Annotated in this window: 21 protein-coding genes and 4 tRNA genes; 14 read left to right on the forward strand and 11 right to left on the reverse strand. The window is 38.4% G+C overall.

Features of this window, described 5'->3' with window-relative positions:
• Positions 1-17 precede the first annotated feature (17 nt).
• Positions 18-1,508 carry a flavin-containing monooxygenase gene (locus tag F935_RS17680; protein WP_016140112.1) on the forward strand — a complete coding sequence of 497 codons (1,491 nt, stop codon included), beginning with the start codon at positions 18-20 and terminating at the stop codon, positions 1,506-1,508.
• Between the two features lie 51 nt (positions 1,509-1,559).
• On the opposite strand, the gene F935_RS17685 is transcribed toward F935_RS17680, so the two are convergent.
• Entirely contained in the window at positions 1,560-2,732 is a 1,173-nt protein-coding gene (locus tag F935_RS17685) for an acyl-CoA dehydrogenase family protein (protein ID WP_016140113.1), read from the reverse strand.
• Positions 2,733-2,921: 189 nt separating this feature from the next.
• On the opposite strand from F935_RS17685, the gene F935_RS17690 reads away from it, so the two are divergent.
• From F935_RS17690 to F935_RS17710, 5 genes are all read left to right on the forward strand, one after another.
• Positions 2,922-3,179, forward strand: a complete 258-nt coding sequence (locus tag F935_RS17690; RefSeq protein WP_016140114.1) for an FAD assembly factor SdhE — start codon at positions 2,922-2,924, stop codon at positions 3,177-3,179.
• Positions 3,180-3,185: 6 nt separating this feature from the next.
• Positions 3,186-3,575, forward strand: a complete 390-nt coding sequence (locus tag F935_RS19120) for a hypothetical protein (RefSeq protein ID WP_035366417.1) — start codon at positions 3,186-3,188, stop codon at positions 3,573-3,575.
• 769 nt (positions 3,576-4,344) lie between these two features.
• The gene (locus F935_RS17700) at positions 4,345-5,433 is read left to right on the forward strand and encodes a hypothetical protein (protein ID WP_013196784.1); all 1,089 of its coding nucleotides are present in this window, start codon (positions 4,345-4,347) and stop codon (positions 5,431-5,433) included.
• Between the two features lie 83 nt (positions 5,434-5,516).
• Entirely contained in the window at positions 5,517-6,092 is a 576-nt protein-coding gene (gene rrtA / locus F935_RS17705) for a rhombosortase (protein ID WP_016140115.1), read from the forward strand.
• A 177-nt stretch (positions 6,093-6,269) separates the two neighbouring features.
• Positions 6,270-8,465 (forward strand): TRAP transporter large permease subunit, encoded by a 2,196-nt coding sequence (locus F935_RS17710; protein ID WP_016140116.1) that lies wholly within the window; start codon positions 6,270-6,272, stop codon positions 8,463-8,465.
• Between the two features lie 162 nt (positions 8,466-8,627).
• Here the strand turns inward: F935_RS17710 and F935_RS17715 are convergent, their stop codons facing one another.
• The 4 genes from F935_RS17715 to rnr all read right to left on the reverse strand — a co-directional run bounded on the left by F935_RS17715 (position 8,628) and on the right by rnr (position 13,919).
• Positions 8,628-9,053, reverse strand: coding sequence for a hypothetical protein (locus F935_RS17715; protein ID WP_016140117.1), 426 nt, complete (start codon positions 9,051-9,053; stop codon positions 8,628-8,630).
• 11 nt (positions 9,054-9,064) lie between these two features.
• Positions 9,065-9,274, reverse strand: a complete 210-nt coding sequence (locus F935_RS17720; RefSeq protein ID WP_016140118.1) for a YheV family putative zinc ribbon protein — start codon at positions 9,272-9,274, stop codon at positions 9,065-9,067.
• A gap of 40 nt (positions 9,275-9,314) precedes the next feature.
• The gene (locus tag F935_RS17725) at positions 9,315-11,369 is read right to left on the reverse strand and encodes a M3 family metallopeptidase (RefSeq protein WP_035366419.1); all 2,055 of its coding nucleotides are present in this window, start codon (positions 11,367-11,369) and stop codon (positions 9,315-9,317) included.
• Positions 11,370-11,504: 135 nt separating this feature from the next.
• Entirely contained in the window at positions 11,505-13,919 is a 2,415-nt protein-coding gene (rnr, locus tag F935_RS17730) for a ribonuclease R (protein ID WP_016140120.1), read from the reverse strand.
• Between the two features lie 261 nt (positions 13,920-14,180).
• On the opposite strand from rnr, the gene F935_RS17735 reads away from it, so the two are divergent.
• The 4 genes from F935_RS17735 to F935_RS17750 all read left to right on the forward strand — a co-directional run bounded on the left by F935_RS17735 (position 14,181) and on the right by F935_RS17750 (position 15,174).
• Positions 14,181-14,271: transfer RNA gene (locus tag F935_RS17735), tRNA-Ser, on the forward strand.
• A 9-nt stretch (positions 14,272-14,280) separates the two neighbouring features.
• A tRNA-Arg gene (locus F935_RS17740) sits at positions 14,281-14,357 on the forward strand.
• Between the two features lie 39 nt (positions 14,358-14,396).
• Positions 14,397-14,473 (forward strand) — tRNA-Arg (locus F935_RS17745).
• Between the two features lie 107 nt (positions 14,474-14,580).
• A complete protein-coding gene (locus tag F935_RS17750) occupies positions 14,581-15,174 on the forward strand; it encodes an HAD-IB family hydrolase (RefSeq protein ID WP_016140121.1) in 594 nt (197 codons plus the stop codon).
• A gap of 69 nt (positions 15,175-15,243) precedes the next feature.
• Here the strand turns inward: F935_RS17750 and F935_RS17755 are convergent, their stop codons facing one another.
• Positions 15,244-17,532, reverse strand: a complete 2,289-nt coding sequence (locus F935_RS17755) for a beta strand repeat-containing protein (protein ID WP_016140122.1) — start codon at positions 17,530-17,532, stop codon at positions 15,244-15,246.
• Positions 17,533-18,113: 581 nt separating this feature from the next.
• Between F935_RS17755 and F935_RS17760 the strand changes: the two genes are divergently transcribed.
• Positions 18,114-18,190: transfer RNA gene (locus F935_RS17760), tRNA-Arg, on the forward strand.
• 113 nt (positions 18,191-18,303) lie between these two features.
• On the opposite strand, the gene F935_RS17765 is transcribed toward F935_RS17760, so the two are convergent.
• Entirely contained in the window at positions 18,304-18,996 is a 693-nt protein-coding gene (locus F935_RS17765) for a nitroreductase family protein (RefSeq protein WP_016140123.1), read from the reverse strand.
• A 223-nt stretch (positions 18,997-19,219) separates the two neighbouring features.
• Here F935_RS17765 and F935_RS17770 point away from each other — a divergent pair, with 223 nt between their 5' ends.
• Together F935_RS17770 and F935_RS17775 are read left to right on the forward strand one after the other, a co-directional pair.
• Positions 19,220-19,717 carry a YcxB family protein gene (locus F935_RS17770; RefSeq protein WP_016140124.1) on the forward strand — a complete coding sequence of 166 codons (498 nt, stop codon included), beginning with the start codon at positions 19,220-19,222 and terminating at the stop codon, positions 19,715-19,717.
• Between the two features lie 39 nt (positions 19,718-19,756).
• Entirely contained in the window at positions 19,757-20,398 is a 642-nt protein-coding gene (locus F935_RS17775) for a fumarylacetoacetate hydrolase family protein (protein ID WP_016140125.1), read from the forward strand.
• A gap of 105 nt (positions 20,399-20,503) precedes the next feature.
• On the opposite strand, the gene F935_RS17780 is transcribed toward F935_RS17775, so the two are convergent.
• The gene (locus F935_RS17780; RefSeq protein ID WP_016140126.1) at positions 20,504-21,751 is read right to left on the reverse strand and encodes a YihY family inner membrane protein; all 1,248 of its coding nucleotides are present in this window, start codon (positions 21,749-21,751) and stop codon (positions 20,504-20,506) included.
• A 360-nt stretch (positions 21,752-22,111) separates the two neighbouring features.
• On the opposite strand from F935_RS17780, the gene wrbA reads away from it, so the two are divergent.
• Positions 22,112-22,720 carry an NAD(P)H:quinone oxidoreductase gene (wrbA, locus tag F935_RS17785; protein ID WP_016140127.1) on the forward strand — a complete coding sequence of 203 codons (609 nt, stop codon included), beginning with the start codon at positions 22,112-22,114 and terminating at the stop codon, positions 22,718-22,720.
• A 47-nt stretch (positions 22,721-22,767) separates the two neighbouring features.
• On the opposite strand, the gene F935_RS17790 is transcribed toward wrbA, so the two are convergent.
• From F935_RS17790 to F935_RS17800, 3 genes are all read right to left on the reverse strand, one after another.
• Positions 22,768-23,343, reverse strand: a complete 576-nt coding sequence (locus tag F935_RS17790) for a xanthine phosphoribosyltransferase (protein ID WP_016140128.1) — start codon at positions 23,341-23,343, stop codon at positions 22,768-22,770.
• Positions 23,344-23,414: 71 nt separating this feature from the next.
• Positions 23,415-24,128 carry a DUF3108 domain-containing protein gene (locus F935_RS17795; RefSeq protein WP_016140129.1) on the reverse strand — a complete coding sequence of 238 codons (714 nt, stop codon included), beginning with the start codon at positions 24,126-24,128 and terminating at the stop codon, positions 23,415-23,417.
• Positions 24,129-24,284: 156 nt separating this feature from the next.
• On the reverse strand, positions 24,285-24,956 hold the full coding sequence (locus F935_RS17800) for a hypothetical protein (RefSeq protein WP_016140130.1): 672 nt from the start codon (positions 24,954-24,956) through the stop codon (positions 24,285-24,287).
• Positions 24,957-24,964 lie beyond the last annotated feature (8 nt).

A 24,964-nucleotide genomic window follows, 5' to 3' on the forward strand; every position in this document is an offset into this window, starting at 1 on the left:
ATGGGTATAAAAATAAAATGGAAAAGCAAGTTGATATTTTAATTATTGGCGCAGGTATTTCAGGAATTGGAATTGCTGCCCATTTGTCAAAAAATTCTCCACAACGCCAATTTGAAATTTTAGAGCGTCGTGAATCTTTTGGCGGAACATGGGATCTTTTCCGTTATCCAGGTATTCGTTCAGACTCAGATATGTCGACATTTGGTTTTAATTTTAAGCCGTGGTGTAAAGCGAATGTATTAGCTGATGGTGCTTCTATTAAAGGCTACTTAGGCGAAGTAATTGATGAATATAATTTAAAAGAAAAAATTCACTTTGGTCATCGTGTGCTTTCTGCTAATTACGATTCTGAATCAAAGAAATGGCAGGTTGTAATTGAAGATGGTAAGAAAAAACAACAGACTTGGAATGCTAATTTTGTTGTAGGCTGTACTGGTTATTATAATTATGATCAAGGATATGCGCCTTCTTTCCCAAATCAAGAAGCATTTAAAGGGCAACTTATTCACCCACAGCATTGGCCTGAGAATTTAGATTATACAGGTAAAAAAGTCGTTATTATTGGTAGTGGCGCAACTGCAATTACTTTAGTACCAGCAATGGCGAAAGGTGGAGCGGGTCATGTAACCATGTTGCAGCGTTCGCCTACGTATATTGCTAGTGTGCCGTCTATCGATTTCATCTATGAAAAAACACGTAGATTTATGTCTGAAGAAGCAGCTTATAAATTTACTCGTGCACGTAATATTGGTATGCAGCGCGCGATTTATGCATTATCACAGAAACATCCAAAAACTGTACGTCGTTTACTCTTAAAAGCAATTGAAGTGCAGTTAAAGGGTAAAGTTGATATGAAGCATTTTACACCTTCATATAATCCTTGGGATCAACGTCTATGCGTAGTGCCTGATGGTGACTTATTTAAGATTTTGCGTGAAGGCAAAGCGAGTGTAGAAACAGATCAAGTTGAGAAATTTACTGAAAAAGGTATTTTACTTAAATCTGGTAAACATCTTGATGCGGATATCGTGATTTCTGCAACTGGTTTGCAAGTTCAGATTATGGGGGGTGTTCAGGCTACTATTGATGGCAAAGCTCTTAATTCATCTGAACATATGCTTTATAACGGTGTTATGTTGAGTGACGTACCAAATATGGCCATGATTATTGGCTATGTAAATGCATCATGGACGCTTAAGGTTGATATCGCTGCGGAATATATTTGTCGCTTGTTAAACTATATGGACAAAAATAGTTATGATGAAGTGGTTCCATCTGGTGATAAAACTGAAATGGAAGAAGATACTGTAATGGGTAAATTATCTTCAGGTTATATCAGCCGTGCGGCACATGAGCTTCCAAAACAAGGTAAGCATGCTCCATGGCAAGTCACTAATAACTATTTAGAAGATAGAAAGTCGCTAAAAAATTCAAAATTTGAAGATGGTGTTCTACATTTTCATAAACGTTCAGAAACGAATGAGCGTAAGCCAAAATTAGTATCTTAATAGATATTAGATAAATAAAAGGGGCGTAATGCCCCTTTTATATTGAATTTATTAAAGTGTTCTAGAGATTAATTCTTTCATAATTTCATTGGTACCTGCATAAATTCGATTTGCTCGGTGATCTATATAGGCACGTGCAATTGGATATTCAAGCATGTAACCATAACCGCCATGTAATTGAAGACAATCATCTACAACTTTTGAGAACATGTCTGAAATTTTGTATTTAGCAGCTGCGGCAGCTTCCACACTCAATTTTTCTTCAAGTTGTAATTCCATACAACGATCTAGATAAGTACGACAGAAATCTATTTCTGTTCTCAGTTCAGCAAGTTTAAAACGCGTATTTTGAAATGCACTAACAGGTTTGCCAAATGCTTTACGGTCTTTTGTGTATTGGACAGTATGTGCAAATGCAGCTTCAGCGCCTGCCTGACAAATAATAGCCACTAGCATTCGTTCCCAAGCCAACTCTTTCATGAGCATGATAAAGCCCATGCCTTCCATACCTAAGAGATTCTCTTTAGGAACACGAACGTTATCAAAAAATAATTCGCATGTATCTTGGCCTTTCATTCCAATTTTATTAAGAGGTTTACCTTTGCTAAAGCCAGCTCGGTCTGCTTCAACAATAATAAGTGATAAATTCGCTGAGCTTTTGTCGTTATTGCCAGTTTTACAAACGACTACGACCATGTCACATAAGTAGCCATTCGTAATGAAAATTTTAGAACCATTAATGACATAATCATCACCATCAGGTACGGCGGTGGTTCTCACTGCTTGTAAATCAGAACCAGTACCAGGCTCAGTCATGGCAATAGCTGTAACTACTTCTCCTGTTGCCATTTTCGGTAGCCACTTTTGTTTTTGTTCTTCATTACCAAAGTTATTTACATAATTGGCAACGATATCTGAATGCAAAGAGAAGCCTGTACTAGAGTCCATAGCATAAGCTTGTTCTTCAATTAAGATCATGCTGTACAAACGGTCTACTCCAGACCCACCATATTGCTCTGGCATTGTGGTGCACAAGAGGCCTAGGTCTCCGGCCTTATTCCAAAGATCTCGATCAACATGTTGTTGTTTTTCATATTTTTCAATATTGGGAACGACTTCTTTTTCATAGAATTTACGTACTGTTTCTCGAAAAGCCTCATGCTCTTCATTGAATAATTGTCTCGGTAACATATTTGGAATAGGACGGATGGCACCAGATTGCATTTGTATTTCTTCCTTGGTTCAGGTGTGATGTTATTTCCTTAAACATACGGAAGCATTTCATGGCGAACAATGTGATGAATGCTCAATTATGAGTACAAGATGATAAATTTGGTCAATTTGATATTTTTAGCGATCTTTGGAATGTGATCAGGTAAACTAGACGCACTATCAACGCAGATGGGGAAATAAATGTCTGACGAAATGACCTTGGAAGAACGTAAAGTAATTTATCGAGCACGCCGCGGCTTAAAAGAAATTGACGTCTATTTTGACCCTTATGTAAAAAACTATTATTTACAAGCAGATCCGGCAGAGAAGGCTTTATTTGCAGAGTTAGTTGAACAGGAAGATCCAGATTTACTAGATTGGTTCATGGAAGTTTCTGAACCTCCACGTACAGAGTTACGTGAATTTATTTATAAATTAAAACAGTACGTGCATGGCTAAACTGTTTTGATAAAAGAATTGAATTTTGAGCTGAAATATAGTCGTTTCTCGATAATATTTCAGCTTTTTATTGGCTTGAGTTTAGCAATCCTACTTTATCAATTGTTATCACCCATTTGGTGGTTGATAGCTCTCATCCTTTTCTCTATTAGTTTTCTATTGTTTTTAAAACAATCACGAATTTCTCAAATTTTATATTTAGACCAAAAATCTTGGTCAGTGGCTTACTCTTCACCAAAGATTATTTCACGTGTAGAAATTACTAAAATAATTGATTATCAAATGTTTATAGTTATGTATTTTGATGGAGCACCCATGAAAGTAGCCATAATTTGGTTTGATCAACTTCCTTTGCAGTATTGGAAAAAGTTAAAAGTCCTACAGAAACTTCATTAATTGTTAGACAATTCTACATTTGTATATTTATTTAAAAATTATAAAAAACAATAATTTAATCTTTATTTTTTTGCTTGAGTTCAGGATTGTCTAATTAAAATATAGAAAAAAGCTAAGGAAATACAATTGTCTGACAATTTCACCTATGGGTATCTATTTGATCGGTTAAAGTACAAACACCAACGTAAAGTGTGTCGGAGGTCTCAAAATGGAGATGCCAACATGGTCGTTCTTGGTCATTGCCATCATTTTGGCAGTGGTGATAGGAAGAGCAGGAACTTTACTCAGGGAGCATCTTAACAGAGTTAATTTTAACAAAGTTAAGAGACAGAGGATGCAAGGTCGTCGATCAGTCAATTATTAAATTGTTTAGTCGATTAATTCCATCAAGTGTCCAGTTTATAACTGGGTGCGATTGTAGTAAGGAGGTCTCTCATGGAGATTTCAATGTGGATGTTTCTGTTAATTGCAGTCGTTATGGCTGTGGTAGTAGGAAGAGCAGGAACTTTACTTAAGGATTATATAGAACAAAAATAATATAAGCCGTTAAAAGCTTATCTCAGTTAATAAGTAGCATGTGCTGAACCGTCGCAATGCTACTTTTTTTTGCCTAAAATTTCTTTTTCCCTGAAAAACTGTCAATTTTATCTGCTGTGAAGTGTGTCAAAGTATAAGCGCTACAATTAGAGTAATTACTCTTTTATTCAAGATATGCATCTGCTAATGTACATCTGAAAAGGAAAAAACAAATTACATAGAGGACAGGAAGATGTCTAAAGTCCAAAAAATAAGCCAAGGTTTGGCGATGAGTTTTCTTGCAGCTTCAGTTTTATCAGGTTGTTCATACGTCGTGAAAACCGGAGCAAATGTTGCTTTAGGTTTTACGGAAAAGCACGTCGTTCCACCTATTCTAGCAATGCAAGATGCCGAAATGGTTTGTAATACTGGTAGTGCTTTAACACCAGCAATCATGTCTACTAAAGGTATGGGTGCAGATCCAACGCGTGTTGCGGTATTAATGTATGCAGCGTCAGGCGTATGTGCGGAAAACCAAGCGTTAGAACAAGAATTACGTTATTTGCGTGCATCAAAAGCAGGGCAGGTAACTGAAGCTCAAGATGCACGTATTGCTCAAAAGCGTTGGGCAGCAATTGCTGCTGAGCGTCAATATACAGGCTATAAGTTGTTCGCTGATCGTTGGGAATCTAAATATAAATACCATTTAGGTGATTCTTGTCCAACGATGCGTAGTGATACTGATCAAACAGTTTATTTACTTGGAATGATTAGTGGCCTTCAGGCTGTAACCAATGATATTAACTCTGGTGGCGCAGTCAATGTTCCAAAAGATATTGCTGCTATTGTAGAGCGCGGCATGGTCTGTCTAGATAATGAAAAATTTTGGGGTGCACCTAACGCAACGCGTGCTGTTATCTGGACTTTATTGCCAGGGGCAGATGAAGGGAAACCTGATCCATACCAAACGTTAAAGCAATCAGTCCAAATTGGTGAGCAAAAAGGTGTTCGCTTATCTCATGCGTTATATGCGGTAGCTGCTCAAGCAAGTGGTGATGATGCAAAAATCCGTGATGCATTAAGATCCTATGCGGCATCTCAAGCTGACGATAAGCCTGTCAATCCAAACTTTAAGTTAATTGATAGTATGGCTGGTCTGATTGTACGCGGTATCTCTGACCGTTACTGGACTGAGCATACAGGTGTGCGTACCGGAGATGATGGTATGTCACATTTCTGGGATGATAAGAATGAAGGTGCAGCAGAGCTAGATGAGTTATTTGATGGCGGAGCAGCATCTGAAGCTCCTGCGGATTCATCTGCTCCACCAGCAGCGCAGTAAACATATTTGAAAGGTTAACTTCTTGCGAGACTGTTGTTAAGTTTTACAATGGTAGCAAGAAGTTTAATTTCAAGGAGTGTGCCATGAAGGATCATGTACTGAATCATAAAGTGCTTTTGGTCGCAGTGTGCATTTCTGTGTCTGCTTGTCTACAGGTGTTTCCTGATACTTTTATTTATTGGCGCGAAAGTTTACTCGGTGAATTCTGGCGTTTATGGACCGCACATTGGGTGCACGTTGGATGGATTCATTTCCTTTTAAACATGATGGCATTCGCCTGTTTACCGTTTATCTTTCCGCATACCAAAGCGTGGCATATCTTAAGTCTGCTTTTTCTTTTGCCACCGTTCATTAGTTTGGTCTTCTATTTTTATTTACCTTATATCGAGGCATATGCTGGTTTGTCAGGTGTTTTACATGGGCTATATACAGCAGTTGCTTTAGTTTATTTGCAATATCGTAAAGAACGGAATTTTGCTTTTCTAGTTTTAGGATTAATTATTGCAAAACTGACATGGGAAAATACCTTTGGGCAAACAGGAACGGCCCAGTTAATAGGGAGTCCAGTTTTAACTGAAGCTCATTTATATGGAGCAATTGGTGGCGCAATCTTTGGAGGATGCTATTGGCTTGCTCAAAGATTAAAAAAGAAAAATTGACAATACGAACTGTTAAAAAAGTGATTTTAGTCATTCTTTATTAATAAAGTTTGATGCAAATTTGATCGTTGAATAAAGGGATTGGTAGAAGGGGGATGGAATTAACCCCTGACCAAGAAAATTGCATGACTCAAGCTCCTGTTTACAGGTTTTTGAGAGAACAAAATTGGAATATTTATGCAAGGACATCAAGAAAAAAGATCTGGATTAGGTCTGCTGGGTTATATATGGAACGAATGGATCTCAACATTCGTCATCCTCACTCTACTATTAATGACTCTAATCATTGGTACCGGGGAAATGATCCACGGACAATTATTACGTATCGGGGAACGTCTTTATGGTGATCCTGCGATAGGCATGCAATATTCATTTTTGCGTGCTGAACCTGAAAAGCCGACTTGTGATCGACATCCAAATATCGATGCACAAGTAAAAGAACAAATGAAAGCCAATGCATCTGATGATTTTTCGAGTTTCTTTGGTGCAGCATCGGAAAGTGATGTCCGTGCATCACTACTCGCTGCACAGCAACAATGTGATGAGAAATATCAGGCATATGACAAGACAATTAAATATATTGAAGCTAACCCTGGAGTGCGTACTTACCGTGCCATCGAGACAGGTTTCTTTGGTATTTTTAAATTTGGTACAGAAAATCGCGCAATTTTACTGATTTTTATGGTTCTAATTTCGGCGATTACAGCATCGTTAAAATTTCACCATATTGGCTTACGTAATCCAGCAACAAAAATAGATTACAAAGTCTATTCCATCTTTATGGTGGTAGCTAATGCTCTACTCAGTTTCTCTGTCATTAGCCAGTATCGTTCAGTTATCAATTCTGGGGTAACACCTACCTATGAAACAGTAACTATTTACTGGATATGGATGATTCTGTTTGTTGTTCTGACTTTAATTAGTCTTTATCAACTCTTTGTTTCACCACCAGCAAAACGTGAAGGCGGAAATATTGGCTTAGCACTACTATGTGTGCCTTTATATGCTTATATGGGTTTGATTACGGGCATAGTATTTACATTCTTTATGGATTATCCAATGGGGCAAGGGATTTACCTTGGTTTATTGGTTGAGTTCTCAGGTATTTTCTTAAACCTTGCCTTGTTTATTTGGGCAGGTATGCTTCTAACTCAAACACGCGTTATGGACTTGTTCCTTAATGTGCTTCGTCCATGGAATTTGGCACCAGAAACCTTAACATGGTTAATTCTAATTGCAGCTGCGGTACCGACGGCTTATACAGGCGCGTCAGGTATTTTCGTTATTGCAGCGGGTGCAATTATTTATAAAGAAGTCTGGAATGCGGGTGCTCGCCGTCAATATGCGTTGGCTGTATCTGCAATGTCAGGTTCTTTAGGTGTGGTGGTACGTCCATGTCTATTGGTCGTTTTAATTGCAATGCTTGATAGCCGTCATGTAACGTCCGATGAGCTGTTTGGGCATGGTGTTTATGTATTTTGGTTAACTGCATTTATTTTCTTGGGTGTTTCATTACTCTTGGCTGAAGAGAAATTCCGTGTGAATTCACCAAAAGTAGCGATTCCGGGCATGATGCGCGCCTTTGTACCTGTAATTCCATACATTTTGATTACAGCTGTTGTTCTTGCGATCTATAAATATGCGTTAGACACAGGAATGAATGAATTTACTGCACCAGTAATTTTACCATTAGTCCTGATAGCAATGATCTTGTATGACAAAATGGTGGCGCCAAAAGAAGCTCCTGCAATTAATATTCATGAGGCGATTGTTCGTGAGCATGAACAGAAATCACCATTCCTTCGAGCGCATGATCCACATAGTTCTCAATTCCGTCTAGGTTTTGGTGGGGCACTTCGTTTTGCAACTTCAGAAACTGTAGGCCATATTGGTGCACTAATTATCTTGATGGCATTGTCTGCAAGCGTTGGTGGTTTAATTGAACGTTCTGAAGTGGTTGAATTATTGCCGACTCATTTAGGCAGTATCTATATATCACTGGCATGTATTGCACTGCTACTTGCTATTATTGGTATGTGTACAGATCCATTTGGTGCTGTAATTTTAGTTGCTGCAACCATTGCGCCTGTGGCATACGAAAATGGTATTCATCCAATTCACTTCTGGATGATTGTGTTAGTTGCATTCGAATTTGGTTATGTAACCCCGCCAGTTGCGTTGAACCATCTACTCACGCGGTTGTCCGTCGGAGATGATGAAGTGAACGCTGCTGATGCTGAAGCGAAAGAGAAGTATACAAGTTTCTACTTCCGTTATGAGCGCTGGTTGCTACCAATTATTGTCTTGTTCTCATCATTGGTATTGGTGACGTATGTGCCATATGTATTTAAGTTATTCGGTTGGTATCATTAACTTAAATTAAAGTATCGGTTATACAAAAAGCCTTCCTAAATGGAGGGCTTTTTTAGTCAGAGAATTCAGTAAATTTAGGAAAAAGATGACTAGAGTTATTTTAGTTAAAATAAAAAAAGCTAAAGTTATCTATCTTTAGCTTTTTAAGTTCCCATTGAAAAACTATTGCTGTTTGAGCTGAGCTTCAAGCAATTTAACTTGTTCTTCTTTGAGTTTGGTTAATTGATCTGCATCTGCATGCTGAGCTTTTAACGAACTTTCCTGATCTTGCAACTGACGATGGATGTCATCGAGTTTAGACACTTCCTCTTTTGCTAACGACTCTTGAGCAGGGACAGGCTGTTTAAGTACATCTTCATTCACAAGTTGTTGTGAACTGGCAGCCTCTGCTACTGGTTCGGAACCTGATGATGGATCAGGGATTTTAGCAGGAGCGGGTGTCGAAACAGGTTGAGGATCAACCATTGGTGCAGATGACTCGGTTTTTTTGAAAAACCATTGTGCAGCGAAAAAAAGCACTACAAGAATGCTTAAGCCCCCAATTAAAATCCACAATAGTTTTGAGTTTTGTTTTCTTTGTAGTGGCATCTTTAAGACCTTTAGTCAGGACGACGAGGCTTGAACTGTATTACTCCAACTTCATCAGGTACAGCAGGTGTTTCAGGCTCATCAATATGAGTCGGACGATTTTCGCTATAACCGCATTCGATACATTCAATCCATTCGTCTTCAGCGGTGGTTAGCATGACAATCCGATCTGTTGCTTCACATTTTGGACATTTAGCCCCAGCAATGAAACGTTTTTTCATCTTTATCACCCTAACCACACGATCAATTTAGGCCCATAGTTTAAGCGGTTTTGCTGTCATTCGTCCAACCTTGATGACGTAACAATGCATCAATTTTAGGTTCACGGCCACGGAAACTTACAAATGCTTCAAGTGCAGTGTCTTTACCACCCACTGCTAAAATTGCCTGACGGAATTCTTTGCCAGTTTGAGTGTTGAAAATACCTTCATGTTCAAAACGATCAAATGCATCACTCGCTAAAACTTCTGCCCATTTGTAAGAGTAATAGCCAGCCGCATAACCACCAGCAAAAATATGACTGAAGCTATGTTGAAAGCGATTGTATTCAACAGCTGGAACGACTGCATATTGTTTACGAATGTCGTTTAAAGTTTGCTGAATTTGCTCACTGTTCAGTGCAGGTGTTTTTGTATGGATGGTCAGGTCAAACAATGCAAATTCAAGCTGACGTAAAGTTTGCATACCAGACTGGAAGAAACGAGCATTTAATAAAGCATCAAGTAATTCTTGCGGTAAAGTTTGTTTGCTCTCAGTGTGCTCACTTAAAACATCTAAACTTTCTTTATCCCAAGACCAGAATTCCATGAACTGGCTTGGCAGCTCAACCGCATCCCAAGCAACACCATGAGTTCCTGCAACTGAAATATTATCTACTTCAGTTAGCATGTGATGTAAACCATGTCCAAACTCATGGAATAAAGTGATTACTTCATCATGGGTGAGTAAAGCAGGCTGATCACCTACTGGAGGAGTGAAGTTACATACCATGTAGCAAATTGGTTTTTGTAAACCATGAACAGTTTGCATGCGTGAGCGGAAACCACTCATCCATGCGCCGCCTCTTTTACCAGTACGCGCGTATAAATCAAAAAAGAAACCACCAACCACTTGACCTTGGTCTTCTAACTCAAAATAACGTGCATCTGGATGCCAAACTGGAGCTTCACGCTCAACGATGTTAATACCGTATAAGCGCTGCACGATCTGGAATAAGCCCTGAATGACTTTAGGTGCAGGGAAATAAGGTTTTAATGCTTCTTGCGATAAGTTGAATTGTTGCTGTTTAAGCTTTTCAGAGTAGTAAGTGCTATCCCAAGGTTTAAGTTCATCAACTCCATCTTGTTTGGCAATCTCTTGTAGTTCAGCAATCTCTTGAAGAGCAGGAGTACGCGCATGCTCAGCGAGATCAACCAAAAACTCATGTACTGTTTTTATATCTGGCGCCATCTTGCTTGCAAGAGAATATTCAGCATAGTTATTGAAACCAAGTAGTTTCGCCATTTCCTGACGAAGACTTAAAATTTCTTCCATAATTTTGCTGTTATCAAACTCAGTTTGTTCCGACTGATCAGATGCACGAGTGACATAGGCTCTATAAAGCTCTTCACGCAAAGCGCGGTCATCTGCATAGGTCATGATTGCAAAATAAGCGGGGAAATCTAGAGTTGCTACAGCTTGATCGAGTTCACGTTGTTTCCCGTACTGTTTTAATAACTCAACATTACTTTCTGGGAGACCTTTTAGCTCAGCTTCTGTAAGTGGTTTAAAGTAAGCTTGGGTGGCATCAAGTACATGGTTAGAAAAATCAGAAGAAAGCTGTGAAAGACGGGCAGAAATATCTGCATAGCGTTTTTTCTCTTCGCCCTCTAAAGCCACACTAGAAAGTTTAAAATCACGTAAAGCGAGTCGAATAGCACTTTGTTGGGCTGGACTAAGAGATGTATAACCCTGACCATCATGAATATGCTGATAAGTTTGATAGAGAGCGGTGTGTTGACCAAGTTGAGTGTAATATTCACTCAAAGCGGGTAATAATGATTGATAAACCTCTCTGGTTTCAGCATTGCTCATTACTGCATTTAAATGTGATAAAACACCCCATGATTCACTGAGGTTGTTTTCAAGAGTATCGACTTGTTCAAGTACTGCAAGTTGTTGAGCGGTATCGCTAGGTACAACTGTAAGTGTATTTAAAAATTCTTGGCCTGCTTGAATCGCTTGTTGGATGTCTTGTTTTAAATTTTCTAATTCAATTTGATCAAAACGCGGTGTTGGTAAGGTCGCTTGTTGGAAAGTCATTGCTGTGAGCCACATTATTTTTTAAACATGTTATTAGATGTAGGTCCTCTCAAGCCAGAAATCAAGTTTAATGTGCAAAATAACCTTTTTAAAAAGAAATAAGCCTCACATTGGAGGCTTATTTCTGAATTAGCTACATCTATTGTTTAATTATTCAGCCTTTGATTTCGCATTGGCCTTTTTCTTTTTAGGCTTAGACTTTTTCTTTACTTTTTCTGGTTTACTTTCTGCTTTTGGAGTAGTTTTTTTACCAGGCTTTTTAGTATAAGAATTAGACTTAGCTTTTTCCTTCTTTTTGTGAACTGGTTTTTCGCCATCACTACTTGTTGGTTTGCTGAAAACTTCTTCAGTTGCCTGTGGAGATGTTTTCGTTGTGCGTGGAGCTCGGCTACGAACGACTCGTCCCGCATGCGTGACTTGTTGAAGAAGCTGGAAGTCAATTTTACGTTCTTCCAGATTTACACCAGCAACCTGAATTTTAACTTCATCACCCAAACCAAAAACTTGACCACGATTTTGACCTACAAGATTTTGGCTCGCTTGGTCATAAATAAAGAAGTCATCACCAAGTTGGCTAATATGAATCATGCCATCGACATATAAATCTTTAAGTGTCACGAATAAACCAAATTCGGTCACTGCACTTACGATACCAATAAACTCTTCACCCAAATGCTGTTGCATATAGTGACATTTCAACCAAGTCGTTACGCTACGAGAAGCTTCATCTGCACGGCGTTCAGTTTTAGAAAAATGTTCACCAGCAGCATCTAGTGCGGCACCAGAGAGAGGAGAAGGTTTTTGTTTTAAGTGTGCCTTAATAGCACGGTGTAACAATAAATCTGGGTAACGACGGATTGGCGAAGTGAAATGAGTATAAGCTTCATACGCTAAACCATAGTGTCCCGCATTTTTTGCACCATAATAAGCTTGCATCATTGAGCGTAATAAAACGGCATGAATGCTTGGTGCATCAATACGGTCTTTGGTTGCTTCAATAACTCTTTGATAATCTGCTTGAGTTGGCTGGTCAGAGAAGGGTAGACCAAGTAATTTCACAAAGTCTTTTACTTTCTGAATACGTGAAAACTCAGGAGCTTCATGCACGCGATATAACATTGGAATATCATGTTCTAATGCATATTCAGCCGCAGCAACGTTAGCAAGCAACATACATTCTTCAATAAGCTTATGTGCTTCATTACGTGTACGTGGCAAAATTTCTTTAATCCCGCCAAGCTCATCAAAAGTCATGTACGTTTCAATGGTTTCAAATTCCATTGCATGACGGTCAGCACGCAAGTTTTTCAAAATTTGATAAAGCTGGAAAAGCGTATTTAAAGATTTATGAACATCACGATCTTTTGGAATCGCATCTGTTGCACCTTCAAAATATTGCGCTACCTGTGTATAGGTCAAACGCGCTTTTGAGTGCATAACTGACGGATAAAACTCATAGCTAGTTACACGGCCTGTACGGGAGAGTTTAAGGTCACAAACCATACATAGGCGGTCTACGTGAGGGTTCAGAGAACACAAGCCGTTTGACAAAGCCTCTGGTAGCATCGGTAATACAAAGTGTGGAAAGTATACCGAAGTGCCTCGTTCCTCAGCTTCTTCATTGAGGGCTGAATTTAAGCGAACATAATGGCTTACATCGGCAATTGCAACTACAACGCGGTAACCACCACCCGGACGTTTCTCTGCATAAACGGCATCGTCAAAATCTCGAGCGTCTTCACCATCAATCGTAACTAATGCTAAATCTCTTAAATCAATGCGGCCTTCACGATCTTGAGCAGATGGCTCTTTAAAACTTTCTGCTTCTTTTAATACCTGATCTGGAAACTCATATGGCAAACCAAATTCAAGAATGGTTTGTGGAATAATAATTTCTGTATCAGCTTTGTCCGCCATAGACTGAATAATATGCGCCGTTGAAAACTCTTCGCGGGTCGGATAAGTATCAATTGCAACACGCAGCATATCGCCAACATTCGCTTCAGCATGTTTTACGAGTTCTTTTTCCAAAGGAATAGGCTGGTGCTGATTAGGATTATTGGGTTGAATAAAATATTCGCCATCGTGAACGGACAATTTACCGATCAATTGTTTGACGCGATGTTGTAAAACTTCTGTGATAAAACCCCAAGGTTTACCTTTGCGGTCTACTGAAGTCTGGCGCACTCTAACTCGATCGCCATTAAAGACTAAACGTAATTCACGTTCAGGAAGTAAAAGGTCAGTTTGACCATCAATATGTGCTGTACCTAAACCTTTACTATTAATATAGACAGTTGCTTCATATGTTGGTTGATCTGCCACCAACTGAAATTTAAAACCGTCTTTCATGATTTGACCATCACGAACCATAGCACTTAAACGATGACTTAACGCTTCGATACTTTTTTGGTCATGAATATTAAAATGATCGACAAGCTCTGCATGAGATTGTGGTGTTTGAACCTGCTCCAATGTATCTAAAATAAGAGTACGGCTTGGAATAGGATTGTCATAACGTTCAGCTTCAGCTTTCGCTTCAGGGTCAGCCCAGTTTTTTGTCATGTCGTTTGGTTTCACGCTTGGCAGATAAGTTTAGCATAAGCCATGCAGACCCGAACTGCACGTTTAGGTTTGCAATAATGTGTTATGCACTACAGTATTTTGATGAAGAAATAATATCTATCTTAACAAGCGTTTGATCGAAAAAGACGAAAATAATGAGTAAATTGCTTAAAAAGTAATTCATTGAACTAAAAAACAAGAAAATTTCAGTATGATGACTTGATCAATGTGGTTTTAGTTTGTATTATGGCGGCTCGTTCCGGTGAGGTGGATGAGTGGCTGAAATCACTTCCCTGCTAAGGAAGCATACCTATTACTGGTATCGAGGGTTCGAATCCCTCTCTCACCGCCATTACTTAATGCGCTCATAGCTCAGCTGGATAGAGCACTTGGCTACGAACTAAGGGGTCGGGAGTTCGAATCTCTCTGAGCGCACCAAGTAAAATAGAACGAATCGCTGAAAGGCACACAAGTTACGCGCTCATAGCTCAGCTGGATAGAGCACTTGGCTACGAACTAAGGGGTCGGGAGTTCGAATCTCTCTGAGCGCACCAACTTGAAGAATTAACCGCTTTTATAGCGGTTTTTTTGTGCTTGTTTTTTGGTAATTTTAAAAAAATCTAAATTTATAACTTTTTAATTATATTAGAGATAATCATAAATGAATCTAGCTTTATTTGATTTTGATGGCACCATCACTCACAACGACACATTCAGCTTATTTCTTAAATTTTCTTTAGACAGAAAAACCCAACTCGTCGGTGGTATTCGACTTGCACCCTATATCGCTGGCTATAAACTTGGTTGGGTAACGGATAAAACTATTCGAACTAAGCTCTGCCAAATAGGATATGTAGGCTATGACGCGAACTCACTAAAAGATATGGGACAAGAGTTTGCTAAAAAGGTACTTCCTACATGTGTTCGTGAAAATGCTTTGGAGCGTATTCTCTGGCATAAAGAGCAAGGCGATCAGATTGTTGTTGTATCAGCATCATTAGGTGTTTATTTAGAAAGTTGGTGTCATTCTTTAGGTTTAGATGTTATATGCAATCAACTTGAAATACATAATGGTATTTTAACAGGTCATTTTATTGATGGTGATTGTGGTTATTTAGAAAAAGTAAATAGAATAAAAAATAAATATGATTTAACCCAATATCCTACAATTTATGCTTATGGTGATACTCCTAATGATTATGCAATGTTGGAGTTAGCACATAAAAAATATTATAGATGGCAAGAGATTGATTAGTACTAATTAATATTAGGAACTATATTAAATAAGGAAGCCACTTTTATAAGTGGCTTCCTTTTAATGATATTAAACCGTATGGAAAGAATTATCTAAGAAGTTATCAGTAAGTAATGACTGAGGTACGATAGTGTGCGTTGTATTCGTTACGCTAGATACTGTTGAAGTCACTCCACCGAGTAAGCTACCACCAGTTAATCCACCAAGTAAATTAGAAATGACATCTAAGCCACCTTGACCAGTCACGCCGCCAGTTAAGCTACCAACGATATCCGTTACGATGCCGATAGGGTTTTCGGTGCCGCCTGTTACACCCCCAGTTAGGCTACCTAGAAGGTCAGTCACTACACCGAGTGGGCTATCGCCACCTACACTTCCAGTTAAACCACCTAGAAGATCAGTGACTACACCAAGAGGACTATCACCACCAGTAACTCCACCAATAGTGCCTGTTACACCGCCAAGGATTTCTGTTACCAAACCAGTTGCAGTAGAACCATTAGTAATAAGCGTACCGATAATGCCAGTTGCTGATTCAGTTGCACCTTGAATATCACCACCAACTAAATCAGAAACAACTTCAAGTGCACCATTTACTGTGTCGCGAGAAGTTTCGAAAGTTAATGTGCCGAGGTCTGCAATTTCAGAAACAGGATGTTCTACTTGTGGAAGAATACCGATAATTGTATCTGCTACTGTATCAATACCAGTGTTGATAATTTCAGTTTTTAAGCTTTCTACACCCTGAAGAATATCGATACCACCTTGAACGACATCAATCACTGGAGAGATCGGAGATGTTCCACCACCAATACCACCTGTTACGCCGCCGATGATGTCGGTTACGACTTCAAGAGGGTTGCCGCCACCGATACCGCCAGTTATGCCGCCGATGATGTCAGTCACAACTTCAAGAGGGTTACCACCAACACCGCCTGTTACACCGCCGATGATGTCAGTTACGACCTCAAGAGGGTTACCACCAACGCCGCCAGTTACACCACCAATAATGTCAGTCACGACTTCAAGAGGGTTGCCGCCAACACCACCCGTTACTCCACCAACCACATCTGTAACACTTCCAACCACACCAGTGATAATACCAGCAGCAGTTGTACCATTATTGATAAGCGTACCTAGAATACCAGTTGCTGATTCAGTCGCGCCTGAGATATCTCCACCTACTAAATCAGAAACAACTTCAAGTGCGCCGTTTACCATGTCGCGAGAAGTTTCGAAGGTTAATGTGCCGAGGTCAGCAATTTCAGAAACAGGATGTTCAGTTTGTGGAAGGATGCCAATGATTGTGTCGGCAACAGTGTCGATACCTGTATTAATAATTTCAGTTTTTAGGCTTTCGACACCTTGAAGAATATCGATGCCGCCTTGAACTACGTTGATCACTGGAGAAATTGGAGAGGTGCCGCCACCGATACCACCAGTTACGCCGCCGATGATGTCAGTTACGACTTCAAGGGGATTGCCACCAACGCCACTGGTTACACCACCAATAGCGCCCGTTACACCGCCAATGATGTCAGTTACGACACCCACTGGATTACCGCCAGTAGCACCACCGGTTACACCACCAATAGCGCCTGTTACACCGCTAATGATGTCAGTTACGACACCCACTGGATTACCGCCAGTAGCACCACCGGTTACACCACCAATAGCGCCTGTTACACCGCCAATGATGTCAGTTACGACACCCACTGGATTACCGCCAGTAGCACCACCGGTTACACCACCAATAGCGCCTGTTACACCGCTAATGATGTCAGTTACGACACCCACTGGATTACCGCCAGTAGCACCACCGGTTACACCACCAATAGCGCCTGTTACACCGCCAATGATGTCAGTTACGACACCTACTGGGTTGCCGCCAGTAGCACCACCGGTTACACCACCGATGACACCTGTTACACCGCCAATGATGTCAGTTACAACACCCACTGGATTACCGCCAGTAGCACCACCAGTTACACCACCGATGGCACCTGTTACACCGCCAATGATGTCAGTTACGACACCTACTGGATTACCACCAGTACCACCGGTTACACCACCGAGCAAACCACCTGTTACGCCACTCACAACATTGGTTACTGTTTCTATGGGATTTGTCGAGCCGACAGTACCTGTTACAGTGCCAACGACATTAGAAACCAAGCCTGTTGTTGTGTGGGTAACTGTATTAGTAACTGTTGAAATAACATTTGAAAGTAAGCCTGATGTTGAAACGTGTGCATCAACAGAAGAACCCGTGTTTACAGTGGTATTTACCGATACAACATTACCTAAGTCTTGAGTAACTTTTGAGATCGAAGATACGAGATTTTTGATTAAAAACATTTTGGTCTATTTCCTATATAATTATGTATTTTTAAGTAAGTATTATTTATTGCGCTACATAATTAATGAGATGTGTATCTCAATAATTAGAATTTAGTATTGGTTAGATATCAGAAGCTGTCAATGTGTATTTCTAGTCACATTTTTTGGTATTAAATGGTATTTAAAGAAATAATAATTCATTTAATTTAGACGTAAAAATAATAATGGTTTTTATATAATGTTTTTTTAATTAATTATATTTTTACTTATATTTTCACTTGCTTGACGCATTATATTAGTTGAATTTTTCTTACTCTTATAATGTTAAAGTGCGACTAGAAATATTTTATTTCTATAATGTTGACTAAAATGGTCGCCTTTAACTTCACGGTATATGGCCAAATACTTCAAAAAGCCTATAAAACTTATTTGAAAAAAAATATTTCAAATACACCTTAGGTGAGGGAAACATCAATAATTTTAGCTACTATATTTATGTGAAATAGGGTGCTGGCTAAGAACTAGACGGTTGGTGGCAGAAAGATGAAAAAAGGCTTCCTAAGCTTTAAAAAATGCGTATAATGCGCAACATCAAGTACGCGCTCATAGCTCAGCTGGATAGAGCACTTGGCTACGAACTAAGGGGTCGGGAGTTCGAATCTCTCTGAGCGCACCACTTGAAGAATTAACCGCTATATATAGCGGTTTTTTTGTGTCTGTTTTTTATCATTTCTATTAAAAGCCGGTGCTCATAGCAACCAGCTTTGAAAAGAATTAAAAGTAGAAAAATTAGTCAAATGTTTTAAAGCGGCTTTCATCTTCAATAAAAGCTTTTTCTCCTGCTTCGCCTTCGATTGAACCAAATACTAATTGAGCTCTTAATTTCCAATGAGCGGGAACATTAAACGCAGCATTAATTTTTTCATCAATGATTGGATTATAGTGTTGCAACGAAGCACCAATACCTTGTTCCGCAAGTACGTTCCATACTGCAAATTGTGCAATTGCTGTTGAATGCTCAGACCAGATTGGAAAATTATCTGCGTACGTTTCAAATTGCTCTTGTAGACCTTTAATCACATGTTGGTCTTCAAAAAATAGAACTGTACCTGCGCCTGCCGCAAAACTTTGAATTTTCTGTTCAGTTCCAGTTAGGGCTTCTGTTGGAATAATCGTTTTTAATACATCTAAAACAATATTCCAGAAGTTTTGGTGGGATTGATCAAATAAAATCACAACGCGAGAAGATTGAGAGTTAAAAGCTGATGGGCTATGTTTTACAGCTTCTTGAATTAATTTTTCAATTTCAGATGAGGTCTGTTTTAAGTTATTTCCTATTGAATAAATAGAACGGCGTTTTTTAATTAATTCTAAAAAGCTTGGTTCATTGGAAATATTCGTCTCTTGAGTGGTTTGCGTAACCACATCTTTTGAGACTGTTGCTTTTTGATTTAAACCAAATAATTTTGCAAAAAAAGACATGAGACATTCCACTAAGAAGGTGATGCTCTTATTGTAGAAATTTTAAAAAGTGAAATAAGCTCAATAAATATGAATCTACGTTCTATATATGCAACGAAAAATATTTCGCAACCGAACCGTAACTGTTCATTTTGAACAAAACAAAAAATAGCCTTTGATTCATTTTAAAGCTGAAATGAATATGCTCTAATAGTTTCGATTTATTGAGTATTGATGCATTGCAATGACTGAGCAAAAAACAGCTTTATCTTTACGTTACTATTTGAATTTAGAAGAATCACAAGATGGATTTTCATTGGTAACATTTGGGAAAAAACAATTTACCCGTTTTCTCACACCTGCGATTAGTATCGCAATTATTATTTGGGGACTTTATTTAGGTTTCTCTGGTGTAGGCCGATATTATGTCGGGTTAGGTTTGTTTTTTCTGGTGATGCAAGGGTTAATGCGTTACTGGCTTTTACCGATGTTATTTAAACGTCAATTTGTTCGTTACCAGTTTGGAAAGAGCGAGCAGGGAATCGACCTCTATCAAGATTATTTTGAGCTTTATTCCAGTGAGCGTAAGCAAGTGGTGCAATATGCGGATGTGCAAACCTTTGCTAAAGGTAAGTTGACTTACATGCTTGAGTTGAAAAATAAAACTGTAATTATTGTGCCAAAGCGCGCATTTGCACAGGATTCAGATCAAACGATATTTGAAAATACATTTAAGAAATAAATTATTGGAATTATTAGTCGCAACAACAAAGGAAGCCTCATGAATACACGTCCTTCAAAAATCGTTTGCGTAGGCAGAAGCTATGCCGATCATGTCAAAGAACTAAATAATGCTATGCCTGACAAGCCTATATTATTTATTAAACCACCTAGTAGTTTGATTGGTTTAAATGACGGTATTTCTTGGAATCCAGCTTGGGGCAGTTGTCATTTTGAGTGTGAATTAGTTTTACGCATTGACCAGCCTTTAAAAGGTGAAACAGATCCTACAAAAGCATTGAAAGCGATTGGTGCTGTGACATTAGGTCTTGATTTAACAATGCGTGATTTACAGAATGATCTGAAAAGTAAAGGTCACCCATGGGAACGTGCAAAAGCTTTTGATGGTGCTTGTGTATTGGCTGATTGGGTAGATACAAAAGAAATTACAAACTGGCAAGAGACCAAATTTACTTTCCATATTAATGATGAGTTACGTCAAGATGGAAATACTGAACTATTAATGTTTACCATTGGTGATCTATTAACAGATATTAATCAGGTCTTTTCACTAGAGCCGGGTGATGTGATTATGACAGGTTCACCTGCTGGTGTTGGGCCATTATATTCGGGCGATCAGTTAAAAATGACATTAAAAGGTGCAACGCAAGATTTTGTATGGAAAACTTTTGTAAAGGCATAATCCATTCTTAAATTTGCCAATTTTTAACCCTATTATTTTTCAATAATAGGGTTTTTTAGTGTTTAGAAGTGGAAGACATTTATATTAATAAATCGTCTTATTTTTCTATTTCTCTTCAAAAACTGTTGAAAGAGGAATAGAAAGTTTTGCAGCCAAATAATCATTAGACTCAATGAGTGCTGGTCCAATTTTTTCCATCCACTCATCGTCATCATGCACATTTTGGACATCTTGACGTAAAGGTAGTGGGTATGGAAGGGCGGTGAAAAAACTCCAGAAATCAACTTGGGATAAATTACGCGCTAGAACATATTCATCTTTATCAGTACGTTTAACCAAATTTTGTTCTTCTAGTAAAAGCACATAAGCAGGCCAGCGACCAATTTCTCCACGGCCTAAAATTTCTAAGGCTTCTTTATCACTTACACTTTCACCTAGTTTTTGCTTTTTATAAAACAACTCAAGAATATCTAATAGCATTAGAACAGGATGTCGTTTTTGCTCTTTACCAGAGTGAAAAGCAGTTAAAGCAAAACTGACTTCTACGCCCAGTAAAATAATATTCCATGAAAGGAATATCCATAATAGGAAAATAGGTACCGCTGCAAATGCACCGTAGATCAGTTCATAGCTAGTGAAATTTGACATTACGAAGCTGAATAAGTTTTTGAGTATTTCAAAAAGTACAGCACTTAAGCAGGCCGCTATACCAGCTGCATAAACTGGAACTGTTCGATTCGGAATAGTCCAATACAAAATAAAAAAGCCAACAATGGTCAATAAGAAAGAAATTAACCAGAGTATGAAAGATCCATCAAGTTGATATCCTGCAAAATTATTGCTGAGAATATTCATAGAAGCGACAGTCGAAGAAATGACGAATGCACTTCCTAAGATAATCGGACCTAAAGAGATGATGGTCCAGTAACGCATAAAACCCATAATGCCACTACGAGTTTCTTTTACGCGCCAAATACGATTAAAGACTGTTTCAATTGAGGTCAGCATTAAAACGGTAGTGACGAATAAAAACAGCACACCAATAACGGTCAGATTGCTCGATTTCTCTGTGAAAGCATTTAGAGCTTTATCAAACGCAATAGTGCTCTTGGGTAAAAAGTTACTATAGATTAAATGTTGGAGCTGTTGTCTTGCAGGCTCTAACGCCTTAATTGAAGAAATAATAACTAAAAAAACCGTTAACATCGGTACAACTGCGAATAGTGTTGTATAGGTGAGGGAGCCAGCTTGTTCACGGCACCGATCAGCTTCAAAACGTTTAAATACATATAAAACGAATTGAAACCAGGTTTTATTATAAAAAGGAAGCTTACTTAAGAAACGTTGTAACATGCGTTGTCTATCCCGATTTTTTTAATCATCATGTTGGGCGATTAATAGCTTATCAAAGTATGAGCTGAAGAACTCAAATCGTAGATTAAAGCAAAATAATAACTTATAGAATTAAAGTCGTTCTGTAAGTTTACTATGCGCTATAGAAAAAATTGTAGCCATAATCTTTTCAAAAAAGTTGGCTTTCTGTTGTGTGATCATAAGATTCATCAAAAGTTGGTGAACCTTTTACTCAACGATTTTGAGAAATTTGCTCGTGTTACCTTTAACGCTAAACAATTAATCACCTCTAGAATTTCATAAAATTGGTTTCGCCAAAAAAATAAAAAATACCGTATAGTGTTCTTTTTAACAAAATTTATGAAACCGATGCAACCTTACATTCTTGTACTCTATTACAGTAAATATGGTTCTACTAAAGAAATGGCGCATTTAATTGCCAATGGTGTTGAGTCTGCGGGTATGTCAGTGAAAATTCGGACAGTGCCAAATATTGCTCCGGTCATCACGGTAGCTGAACCAAGTATTCCAGCAGAAGGCGATATCTACTGTACGTTAGATGATCTCGCGAATTGTGCTGGTCTGGCGTTAGGTTCCCCAACTCGCTTCGGCAATATGGCAAGTGAAATGAAGTATTTTTGGGATCAAACGACGAGTCTTTGGCTTAATGGGGCATTACATAATAAACCTGCTTGTGTTTTTACTTCTTCTGGATCAATGCATGGTGGGCAGGAGAGTACTTTACTCACGATGTTACCGCCATTATTTCATCACGGGATGATGATTTTGGGATTACCAAATGCAATTCCAGCTTTATCTAACACTAAAACAGGTGGAACACCGTATGGGGCAAGTCATGTAAGCGGACCCCGCCATGACCAGAGCCTAAGTCAGGATGAAAAGATTTTGTGTGAAGCTCAAGGTAAACGTTTGGGTGAAGTTGTTAAAAAGCTTGTAGATTCTCTTTAAACAGTCAAGAAAAAGAGCGGATATCCGCTCTTTTTTATTTGCACAATTTATTCTTTTACAAAGGTAACTTTACCATCTGTAAGAGAAAGAACACGTGCTAATGACTCAACTCGGTAGCCTTTTTCAAGCAATAAATCACGGCCCGATTGGAATGATTTTTCAATCACAATACCAACACCGACAACTTCTGCATTTGCTTGGTGAATTAAATCAATTAGTCCTAATGCTGCTTGACCATTTGCCAAGAAGTCATCAATAACTAATGCTTTATCAGTTGAATGAAGGTGTTTGTTTGAAATCGCAATCGTGCTTTCAGTTTGTTTAGTAAAACTAAATACTTTAGAGCGATATAAGTCATCTTTTAACGTCAATGACTGATATTTACGAGCGAAAATTACAGGTACACCAAGTTCCAAACCTGCCATGATTGCAGGTGCAATACCTGATGCTTCAATGGTAATAATCTTGGTAATCCCTGCATCTTTAAAGCGAGCGGCAAATTCTTTACCAATCTGCTGCATTAATACAGGATCAATTTGGTGGTTTAAGAAAGCGTCGACTTTCAAGACTTGATCAGATAGAACGATACCTTCTGTTAAGATTTTCTGTTCTAGTGCTTGCACGGGAGAATCCTCTAGACGGATGCTTTTAAAGCAAAGGCGTATTTTAAAAAGCATCCGAAAAAATGCAAGCTTTAATTCGTTTTACCTGTATAACTTGTTAATAACAGGCCATAAGAAGTTTTACCATCAACATGGCTCACTTTAACCGGTAAATAGTCCAGTTTAGGTGCTAACCAGAAAATAGTATTACGGTCTGGTCTGCCATGTTCTAAAACAACTTTTACGGTATCAAAGGTGCCATAAGAGGTTTTAATTTTCTCAGTGCCTTGTTTTACAAAACGACGATTTTCAACTTCTTTTGCATCGGCAAGAGGGTATGAAGTTTTAAGTGAACCATTTTTTAAATCTTCACGAACTTGTAATTCTGCATTTAACTCATCAAGTACGCCAGGCTGCCAAGCAAATGAACGCGCTTTATCATCTTTCTTGGTAGAAATAGTTTTGCTGTTTGGATTAAAGTTAATATTCATAGTGTTGTTATGAATCAAAATTTTGCTGGTACGGCTAAAACTTTGAGATCCAATTTTACCATTAGCAAAACTAAATTTACTTGTTTCACTTGCAGAAGCAATTCCACCTGCTTTTGCAGTGAAATTATAAGTCCAATTATTTCCTTGCTGGCTTAAGGCACGTGTAGCTGAACCCATACCTTTATTATTATAAGTGAACTGATAATTTGCCTGAAATGGGCTCATGGCAAGTGCATGGCTTGAGAAACCTGCAAAAAGCAAAGTTGTTGAAATACCTGTTGCGATGCCAAACGATTTCAGAAATTTTGTTGCCATAAGTAAATATCCTTGTACAGACTGAAAAGTCAGTGCTGATGCATCTATAACTTAAACATATTATGCCTGCTGATCATGGAGAAAAAATCAGGATTTATGCTAAATGTGTAATCTATTTGTGTTTTTTGGCATTTAATTCATTTTTATTCATAACAGCTATATATCTTTTTGCTGGATTGGTGTGATTTCAGAATCTTCTAATTCATCTTCAAAATCATCGTCCTGATCACGGTAAAGTAGCGCTGCTAAATTCACATTTCCAAATACGACTAACTCAGCCTCACGAACTCGTGCGTAATTTACATGCACTTTACTTAATGTCTCAATGATGCTGGCCTTTTTACCAAACCAACGATTGAGATCAAGAAATATGAGTTCATCACGTTCCTCTGCTACATTAAAACGTTCTAGAATCATTCCTAAAGGATCTTTTTTCAAAATTTTATGGTAGTAAAAAACAGCGGCTTTTACGGCAATCTTCTGCCAAAAGTTTTTATATTTCGCTTCAATAATTTGTGTATTACTAATTTGTTCAAAAACTAAAAGCTGTTGCTCTTGATTAAATTCCATCTGAATCAGTTTTAAATCAACAGATAATGTGGTCTCTAGACCTTTTACATGCATGGTTGCATATAACCTTAACCAGTCATGATAAAGATCAGCATGGAGGTCATCTAAAAACTCAACATTATTGGTGACATAACGTTGTAAAGTCGCATTCAGAAAGGTTTGTGATAACGTAAAATCTCTTTCTTCTTCAATGAATGCTTCTGCTTTTTGGTAGACTTTTTTAAGGCGTCTGACTAATGATGAAAATAGCGTTTGCATAAAAGAAC

This window comes from Acinetobacter calcoaceticus ANC 3811 (assembly GCF_000399665.1).
Lineage (GTDB): Bacteria > Pseudomonadota > Gammaproteobacteria > Pseudomonadales > Moraxellaceae > Acinetobacter > Acinetobacter calcoaceticus_B.